Annotated in this window: 5 protein-coding genes and 1 pseudogene; 3 read left to right on the top strand and 3 right to left on the bottom strand. The window is 65.8% G+C overall.

The features are described from left to right. A pseudogene (locus KF759_RS14010) lies at positions 1-1090 on the top strand (hypothetical protein); the annotation flags it as partial. Positions 1091-1498: 408 nt separating this feature from the next. On the opposite strand, the gene KF759_RS14005 reads toward KF759_RS14010, so the two are convergent. The 3 genes from KF759_RS14005 to KF759_RS13995 form a co-directional block, all read right to left on the bottom strand. After that, positions 1499-2947 (bottom strand): sigma-54 dependent transcriptional regulator, encoded by a 1449-nt coding sequence (locus KF759_RS14005; RefSeq protein ID WP_291226465.1) that lies wholly within the window; start codon positions 2945-2947, stop codon positions 1499-1501. Positions 2948-3044: 97 nt separating this feature from the next. Continuing rightward, the gene (locus KF759_RS14000) at positions 3045-4676 is read right to left on the bottom strand and encodes an ATP-binding protein (protein WP_291226464.1); all 1632 of its coding nucleotides are present in this window, start codon (positions 4674-4676) and stop codon (positions 3045-3047) included. 486 nt (positions 4677-5162) lie between these two features. Then, positions 5163-5510 carry a hypothetical protein gene (locus tag KF759_RS13995; RefSeq protein ID WP_291226463.1) on the bottom strand — a complete coding sequence of 116 codons (348 nt, stop codon included), beginning with the start codon at positions 5508-5510 and terminating at the stop codon, positions 5163-5165. Between the two features lie 84 nt (positions 5511-5594). Between KF759_RS13995 and KF759_RS13990 the strand changes: the two genes are divergently transcribed. Together KF759_RS13990 and KF759_RS13985 are read left to right on the top strand one after the other, a co-directional pair. Continuing rightward, complete coding sequence (locus KF759_RS13990; protein ID WP_291226462.1) at positions 5595-6155, top strand: ECF-type sigma factor; 561 nt, start codon at positions 5595-5597, stop codon at positions 6153-6155. Next, entirely contained in the window at positions 6152-8683 is a 2532-nt protein-coding gene (locus KF759_RS13985; protein ID WP_291226461.1) for a serine/threonine-protein kinase, read from the top strand. Before KF759_RS13990 ends, KF759_RS13985 begins: the two co-directional genes overlap by 4 nt. Positions 8684-8809: the final 126 nt, after the last annotated feature.

Genomic DNA, 8809 nt, shown 5'->3' with positions numbered 1-8809 from the left:
GGCCGCTGATGGCCTGTTCGTGCCGTGGCTGCAGCGCTACGAAATCAGTCCTGACCTGGTCGCATCGATCCTCAAGGCGATGCTGCCGCGTTTTGCCGACGTGCAGGCGTATGCATCCAACAATGGCGACCTCGTGCTGATCGCCACGCGCAAGGGCGCGGTGCCGCCGCTGCGCGACCTCGCGCTGCAGGCGCCGCAACTGGCGCCGGAACTGTCGCGCCTGTCGATGGCCAGTGCGGCGCAGATGCGCGAGTTCTTCCTCATGGATCGAACCGGTCTTGCATCACTCGCGCGCCTTTCGCCGATGCCGGCCAATTCCGATTTCTTCCCGCTCGTGCAGTTGCGTGCACCGGCGGCGCGTTTTGCGAGTGCCAGCGCCACCGACATTTCGGCGATCGCCGATTCACCTTGGCCACTGCTCGAAGCAACGGGCGCTTATGTGCCACCCCCCGTGTCGGTGGCCCAGGGCGTGCTGGCACCTTGGCGGCTGCGCAGCATGCAGACGCGCGCAGCCCGCGCGATCCGCCTTGATTTGCTCGCTCCTTCAGCGCCCGGTGAAGGCGTCGGCCAACTGGGCGCTGATGTGGAACTCACGCTGTTGCGCAGCGTGGCGCGTCAGTGCGACGCCGACGACGCCACCTTCGCGGCGTGGGCGCTCGCCAGTGCCAAGGTGGCCGGGCGTACCATTCCGTTCCTGCGCAGCGAAGACTTGCACGGTGTCTGGATCGAGCCGCGGTGGCTCATGCCGTGTTGGCGCGAGCAGCCACGCGTGGGCAGGCTCATGGCCTTCCATGCGGCTGCGGCTGCGCGCGATTGGGCCGCCGTGGTGAACAGCGGCGAGGCCCTGCTCGATGATCCCGAGCTGGCTGCGCTGGCGCCGCTGCGCACGTTCGTCGCGCGCTACGTCGAGCTGGCGCTGGTCGCGCTGGGCGACATGGATGCTCTGGCCCGGTTCGAGCAACGCCGCGCCGACCTGCTGCCACGCGATGCCTTCGACCGCCGCTGGCTGCTCGATGTGGCGCTCATCAAGGCTGAAGGTGCCGTCACAGTGACGCAACCGGCCGCGCATCGAGGCGGTGCCAACCCGTAGAGCGGAGCTTGCTCCGCTTCCGTTCGCCCGAAGCCGAGCGAGCTCGGCTCTACACAACCTGCCGTGTCGCAGAGCGGAGCTTGCTCCGCTGCCGGCGTCAGGTCTGGCCTTCCGGCCCTCCTACGACACCCATCGCGACGTTGCCGTGCATCGTGACGGTGTAGGAGCGGCGGCAGTCGCGACCTTCCCGTAGAGCGGAGCTTGCTCCGCTCCCGTGCGCCCCGAGCCGAGCGAGCTCGGCTCTACAAGAGCACACACCACCACCGCCGTAGAGCGGAGCTTGCTCCGCTCCCGTGCGCCCCGAGCCGAGCGAGCTCGGCTCTACAAAAAGCGTCGCAAGCCGAGCATCGGCTCTACAAGAGCCAGATTCGGGCAATGCCTTGCGGTAACAAACTGACGGTGGCGCGCCTACTCGATCCCCAGTTTCTCGAGGCGGTAGCGCAACTGGCGCAGGGTGAGGCCGAGCTGTTTGGCTGCGGCGGTGCGGTTCCAGCGCGTGGCTTCGAGCGCCTTCATGATCGCGGCGCGTTCGGTTTCGGCGACCGCGGCGGCGAGGTCGCTGGGGAAGCCGGCGTCTTCGGGCGGTTCGCCGGGCAGCGACGGGGGTTCGCGGGGCGGGAGCATCGTCGCTTGCGAGGCCGGATGGGAATACGGCGGGGGCTTTGGTGCGTGCACGGCGATGCCCGCGGCGGGCACGGGTACGCGCTCGGCCGACGCCGTCAGGCGCAGGTCGCTGGCGTGGATGAGGTTGCGCTCGCACAGTGCAACCGCGCGTTCGAGGATGTTCTCGAGTTCGCGCACGTTGCCCGGGAAATCGTAGGCAAGCAGGGCCTGGAGTGCGTCGGGCGACAATTGCGCCGGCGTGCCGCCGCTGTCCTTGGCGAGGCGTTCGAGCACGCGCGCGCCGATCTGCGGGATGTCTTCGCGGCGATCACGCAGCGGTGCCACTTTCAGCTCGATCACGTTGATGCGGTAGAACAGGTCCTGGCGGAACGAGCCGAGCTCGACGAGGCGTGCGAGGTTCTTGTGGGTGGCCGAGAGGATGCGCACGTCGACGTTGACCTCGGCATGCGCGCCGATCGGGCGCACGGCTTTCTCCTGCAGCACGCGCAACAGTTTCACCTGCATGTGCATCGGCAGTTCCGCGACTTCGTCGAGGAACAGGGTGCCGCCATTGGCGGCCTGGAACAGGCCATCCTTGTCGGCCTGCGCGCCGGTGAAGCTGCCGCGCTTGTGGCCGAAGAATTCGCTTTCCATGAGTTCGGAGGGAATCGCGCCGCAGTTGACCGGCACGAACGGCGCACTTGAACGCGGACCAAGCTCGTGCACGAGGCGTGCGACCAGTTCCTTGCCCACGCCCGATTCGCCGGCGATGTAGACCGGTGCCTGGCTGCGCGCGACCTTGGCGATGGTGGCGCGCAGTTCGTTCATCGTTGCCGAATCACCGATGAGCTTGCCGACGCTGGCGATCTGTTCGCTGCGTTTTTCTTCCGACAGGCGCAGCGCGGTCTGCACCAGGCGGCGCAGCACGCTGATGTCGACCGGCTTGGAGACGAAATCGAAGGCGCCGGCCTTGAGCGCCTCGACCGCGGCATCGACATTGCCGTAGGCGGTGATCATCGCGATCGGCGTTTCGGAATACTGCGCGGCGACCAGTTCGATCAGCTCCTGGCCGCTGCCATCGGGCAGTCGCATGTCGGTGAAGCACAGTGCGTAGCGGCGTTCGCTCAGGCGCTGGCGCGCTTCAGCGACCGTGGCTGCGGTCTCGACGATCAGACCCATGCGGCCGAGCGTGAGTGTGAGCAGCTCGCGGATGTCGCGCTCATCATCGATGATCAGGGCGTAGTGCTTGTTCATGCGCTGCCGAAAGTCGAGCAATGGGGGATTTTGCCACAACGACGCAGGGGCAACCGATGCCACAGGTCATTGTGCTCCGGCGACCGCGCGGCCGGCCTCATGCCGAAATCCGCGGGTTCGAGAGCGTGGCCTGCACCGCCTGCAGGGTGATGCGGAAACACGCGCCGCCACCGGCGATGGGCACGTATTCGAGCGTGGCCTGGCTTGCTTCGCTCATCTGCTTGGCCAGATACAGGCCGAGGCCGGTGCCATATTCGTGGGTGGTGTAGAAGGGTTCGAAGATCTGCGCGGCGACCTTGGGCGGAATGCCCGGGCCGCGGTCGATCACTTCCATCAGCGGCGGGCCCTTGTCGGCGGCGATGCGCGCGACCACCGCGACGCGCGCGGGCTGGTTGGGTTGGCGGCCATAGCGCAAGGCGTTCTGCACGAGATTCCACGCCACCTGCTGCAGATGCTGCGGATCGACCACCGCCTCCAGGCGGCGATTGCTGGTCACCGCGCGCAGTTCGTCCTGGCCGAGGTCGTTGGACTGCTTGTATTCCTCGACGAAGTTGAGCACCCAGGCATTGAGGTCGATGGTTTCCGGGCGTGAGCGCTCGCGCCGCGACAGTTGCAGGATGTTCTCGACCACGTCGTTGGCGCGGGTGCAGTGGTTGTTGATGATCTCGACCAGACGCGTGTCGTCGGCGCTGAGGTCGGGCGATTCGGCGAGCAGTTGCGCCGAATAGCGAATCGCCGCGAGCGGGTTGCGGATCTCGTGCGCGATCGAAGCCGACAGGCGTCCGAGCGAGGACAGCGTGAGCTCCTCGGCACGTTGCGAGACCAGCGAAGTGTCTTCGAGGAAGATCAGCACATTGCTGTCGTCATCGGGCGTGAGGCGGGTGAAGCGCGGGATCACCTCGGGCATGTCGGCGGCCAGCGCGACGCCGGTCTGCTCGGCGCGGCTGTTGTGGCGCCAGTGGTAGAGCCGGCGCGAGAGCTCGGGCGCGACCACGCCCAGTTCGTGCTCGCCCGGCGACGGGTTGCCGATCAGGTGCCAGGCCGATTCGTTGATGCGCAAGATGTAGTTGGCGCGATCGACCAGCATCACGCCGGTGCGCATGCGCTGGATGATGAGGTCGTTGATCTGCTCGAGGTTGAGCAGGTCTGCGCCGCGTCGTTCAGCCAGATCCTCGGCCGCGCGAACATGGCCACCCAGATGGCGCAGCAGGGTGGCGATGACAAGATAGGCGCCGCTCATTGCCAGCACCACGAAGCCGCTCACGGGTTCGTGGGCGCCGCCGAACAGGCCGTAAACGTAGGGTGTGGCCACGCCCAAGGCGGCGGCGATCGCGAATGCATGCGCGTGACGCGGCATCAGCAGGGCGGCGATGCCGATGTTGAGCATCAGCATCATCGGCACCAGGCCATAGCCGGCCAGCGAGAACAGCACCGCCACCGCGGCAACGATGTCGATGCCCAGTGAAAACACGATCGTCCCGGTGAGATGCCGCAGCAGTTGCCCGGTCAGCAGCAGCAGGATCAGCGCCGCGGCCAGATAAAGCAGGGACGCGCTCTGGCCGAGCAGGAGATGGGTGATGCGTATCGAGCCGCCGCCCAGCGGAGTGAGGAACAGGCTGACGTAGACGCCGGCTTCCAGACAGCGATAAATGTTGAAGAACAGCAGTTCGCGGCGGGTGATTTCCCCGGCCGTTTCACGCGACAGTCCCTGATAGCGCAAGATCGACACGTTGCCTCCCCTTCCTTCGATTCCTCGCTGCCCGCGAGGTCGCGCGGGTGATCTGCCTGCACGAAGCCCCGCGGCCTTGGTCCGGGTGAAGCAGACCGATGCGGCAAAGGTCATTCTAGCGAGAGCATGATACCCGTGGCTTGACCGCGTCTGCCCCGCCTCGTGGAGCCGCTTTTGTAGAGCCGAGCTCGCTCGGCTCGGGGTGCACGGGAGCGGAGCAAGCTCCGCTCTACGGGGTGGTGGGTTTTGTAGAGCCGAGCTCGCTCGGCTCGGGACGCACGGGAGCGGAGCAAGCTCCGCTCTACGGGGTGGTGGGTTTTGTAGAGCCGAGCTCGCTCGGCTCGGGGCGCACGGGAGCGGAGCAAGCTCCGCTCTACGACGCGGCAGGTTGTGTAGAGCCGAGCTCGCTCGGCTCGGGGCGCACGTCGGGTCTGCGGAATTGCCGGGCATGCTTTCCCGCACGGGTCGGCGAGGGCGGTTTTTGATTTAGGCGCCGTCATGGCCGAAAATTCCGCGCTGCAATTGGGCGGCCATTCCAAGCGGCATTTCGTAGGGCGTGCCCCGATTCGGATCGGCACCCGCGGCAAGCAGCGCCGCCAACACGTCCTGTCGCCCGGGCGTGTGGCGCAATTGACGCAAAGAATGTTTGAGCGGTGTCATGCCCTGCAGGCCGCTGCCATTGACATCGGCTTGACGGGCGAGCGTGGCGACCGCAGCGGCATCATTGCGCGCAATGGCTTCCATCAAGTCACGCTCCGGGCCCGGCTCGAAGAAGGTCAGCACCCCATCGGCACCCGCTGCATCCTCCCGGCAACCTGGGGCCTTGGTGGCCATGCGGCGCGGTGATGCAGAGCCCATGTCGGCAGTCGCAGCTGTATCATGCTGCTGTCAAGACCCCGTCGTCGGAGTGGCTCGCAATTGGAACAGGCTCCGCTCACCCAATGGCTGCGCGACGCGAGCAGTGGCGATCGTTCCGCTGCCGAGCGGGCGTATTCGCTTGTCTACACGGAGTTGCGCCGACTGGCGGCAAGACAGTTGGCCCATGATGCCGGGCAAGCGCTCACGCCGACGGAATTGGTCAACGAGACCTTCATCAAGATTGCCGACGGGGCGCTCGATTCGCTCAATGATCGTCGTCACTTCTTCAATCTCGCCGCGCGCGCGATGCGGCAAACCGTGGTTGATCAAGCTCGCGAACGACTTGCGCAAAAGCGCGGAGGCGGCTTGTTGCACACGCAGCTCGATGACATTGGCGTTGCCGATCCGGCACTCGATGCCCAGCAGACTTTGGCAATGGACCAAGCCATGAAATCGCTGGCCGAGCAAGACCAGGAGATGGCGGAAATCTTCTCGTGGCGGGTGTTCGCTGGCCTGTCCACGCCCCAGATCGCGCAGTTGCGCGGCGTGTCCGAGCGGACGATCCAGCGCGAACTGGGCCTGGCACGCAATTATCTGCGCCTCGCGCTCGGCCCGGGATGACGGAGCCCGCCGCCGAACCCTTGTTCGATGCCGATCAATGGCAACGGCTGCGTGAGTTGATCGAGCAGTTGGACGCGCTCGATGACGATGCTCGAGCCCGAGCGCTGACGGAAATCACCCGGACCGATCCGCACTTGGCGAAACAAGTGCAAGCCCTGCTCGGCTCGGCGCCCGAGACCGGGGTCGAAGATCTGTGTGCCGTAGTGCAGCGCACGCTGTTTCCCGCAGCGGGCGCCATTCCCGAGCGCATCGGCCCGTTCCGGCTGGTGCGCCAGATCGGTTCCGGCGGCATGGGTACCGTGTTTCTGGGGGAACGCAGCACCGCAGAATTCACCCAGCGCGTGGCGCTGAAGGTGCTCAATGGCGACGCCGTGCGCGTTTCCCACCTGGTTGCGCGCGAACGCCGTGCCTTGGCTTCGCTCAACCACCCCAACATCACCGCGTTCATCGATGCCGGCACCGAAGCGGGTTGCGCATGGTTGGCGATGGAGCATGTCGCAGGTGAACCGCTGCTCGTGCATTGCGTTGCGCGAAAGCTTGGCCTATCCGAGCGCGTGCTCCTGTTCGAACAGATCTGCGCAGCGGTCGCGCACGCACACAGCCATCTCATCGTGCATCGCGACCTCAAGCCGACCAATGTGCTGGTGACCGCCGACGGCACGGTCAAGCTACTCGATTTCGGCATCGCCCTGATCCTTGATCCCACTGCAGATCAGACTCCGGCAACCCGGGTGTTCACGCCCGAGTACGCCGCGCCCGAGCAACTGCGCGGCGAGCGGGTGACTACGGCCACCGACATTCATGCGCTCGGTCTGATCCTGTTTGAATTGGTCGCAGGAGCTCGTCTGCCGCTGCGAGAGGCCGAACGATCTGCCACCCCGTGGCGAGCCGCCGAGCTGGCGCGAGCGGCGCACGCAACGGCTTCGCCCGAGGCCATCCGCGAGATGCGCGGCGATCTTGGTCGAATCCTGGCGCACGCATTGGCCCCGGACCCCGCGCAGCGCTACGGTTCAGCCAGCCAGATGCGGGAAGACCTGCAGCGCTGGCGCGAACATCGACCTCTCGCCATCGCCCGGCCCGGTTTCCGCTACCTGGCCACACACTTCATTCGTCGCAACCGCGCGCTGGTGGCTACGGCCGCGATTGCCCTGCTGGCACTGATCGGCACCACGGCTTTTGCATTGTGGAAGGCCGATGAAGCCACGCGCATGGCGAGCCGGGCGGAGCATGCAAAGGGCTTTCTCGCCAGCCTGTTGACCGACACCAATCCGTTCAATCCTAGAAAGGGCGGCGTTTCCAGCGGGGACCTGATCGACCGCGCGGCGCAGCGTCTGGATACGGAATTCAAAGGCAGTCCCACCGACCAGATCGAACTGCGGCAGATTCTCGCCGCGTCCTTGATGCGCATCGGCGATCCTGCGCGTTCCGTGGCCATGCAACGCCGTAACCTCGAGCAACTCCGGGAACTGTACGGTGCCGATTCCCCGCGCGTGGCTGATGCGTTGAACGGGCTTGCACAAGCCACCGAAGACAGCGGAGACATCGAAGCCGCACAGGGCCTGTTCGAACAGGCTTGGGCGATTCTGGAACACGCGGGCGACGAATATCGCAAGCTGCGCCTGACGACGATGACCGGGCTGGCCAAGATGGCAAACCGGCGCAGCGAGTTCGCGCAAGGACAGCTCTGGTACGAGCGCGTCCTGCGCGAGCGCTTGATCCAGGAAGGCCCCGAAAGCGCCAACATCGCCATGGACATCTACGATGTGGGCGTCTGCCTGCTGTACCAGGAGAAGTTTCCGCAGGCACGCGAAATGTTGCAGCGCGCCCGCACCATGCTCGTGCGAACGGTCGGCGAAGGCCATGCCCGCTTCATGTACGTCGATTTGGGCCTGGGCTTGGCCATGGCGGAGACTGGGGAGGTCGATGCGGCCATCCAAACGATCTCCGGCGCTCTCGCCCTCGCGCGATCCAATCTCAAACCCGGAGCCGCGCAGATCGGAAACATCCTGTCCGCGTTGGCGCGTGCCCATTGGTTTGCCATCGATGACCCCGCCGCGATTGCGGCGGCTACCGAATCCCGCGAAATCCTCGCGGCCGCCAAGTCCCCTGGGCTTGGAACTGTTGAATTGATGCTCGGTCGCGCCGAACTTCGCATGGGCAATCGACAGGCGCTGCAAACACTGGAGACTGCCCGCCAGCACCTCCAGGCCGACATCGCCCGTCAGGCCGGGAACGTCAAATCTCTTGCCGTTGCGGGCGCGGCGCTAGGTGCCGCGCACGCCCGTTTCGGAGATGCCGAACAAGGCGAACGCGAGGCGAGCGCTGCGCGCGCGCAACTGTTGCTCGATCACCCCGAAGGCGGGGAGAAACTGGCCGAGATCGACGTCTATATGACCGAGATCCTGTTCGCACTCGGCAAGACCGACGAAGCACACGCCGCGCGCGACAGGGCCTTGGCAACGTTCCGGCAGCTCAATGGCGAGGCCCATCCGCTCGTGCGCGCCTTGATCGATGGGCAACCGAACTGAGCACCTCGATTGCTTGAAGGACAGCCACAAGCCACTTGCAGGGTGCTGAAAATCCCTCCTTCCGCTACAATCAGCCACCTTTACGGCCAAACGTGACCAACGATGCGCGGCGCGGCTCGTTGCGGG

The sequence above is a fragment of the Dokdonella sp. genome (genome assembly GCF_019634815.1).
Taxonomy (GTDB): domain Bacteria; phylum Pseudomonadota; class Gammaproteobacteria; order Xanthomonadales; family Rhodanobacteraceae; genus Dokdonella_A.
The sequence above is the reverse complement of the archived record's forward strand: the minus strand, read 5'-3'. Positions and strand labels throughout refer to the sequence as shown.

Excerpts from the sequence above, each read along its gene's own strand:
- KF759_RS14005 (WP_291226465.1), bottom strand. The coding sequence starts at position 2,947 with ATGAACAAGCACTACGCCCTGATCATCGATGATGAGCGCGACATCCGC.
- KF759_RS13985 (WP_291226461.1), top strand. The coding sequence starts at position 6,152 with ATGACGGAGCCCGCCGCCGAACCCTTGTTCGATGCCGATCAATGGCAA.
- KF759_RS13995 (WP_291226463.1), bottom strand. The coding sequence starts at position 5,510 with ATGGCCACCAAGGCCCCAGGTTGCCGGGAGGATGCAGCGGGTGCCGAT.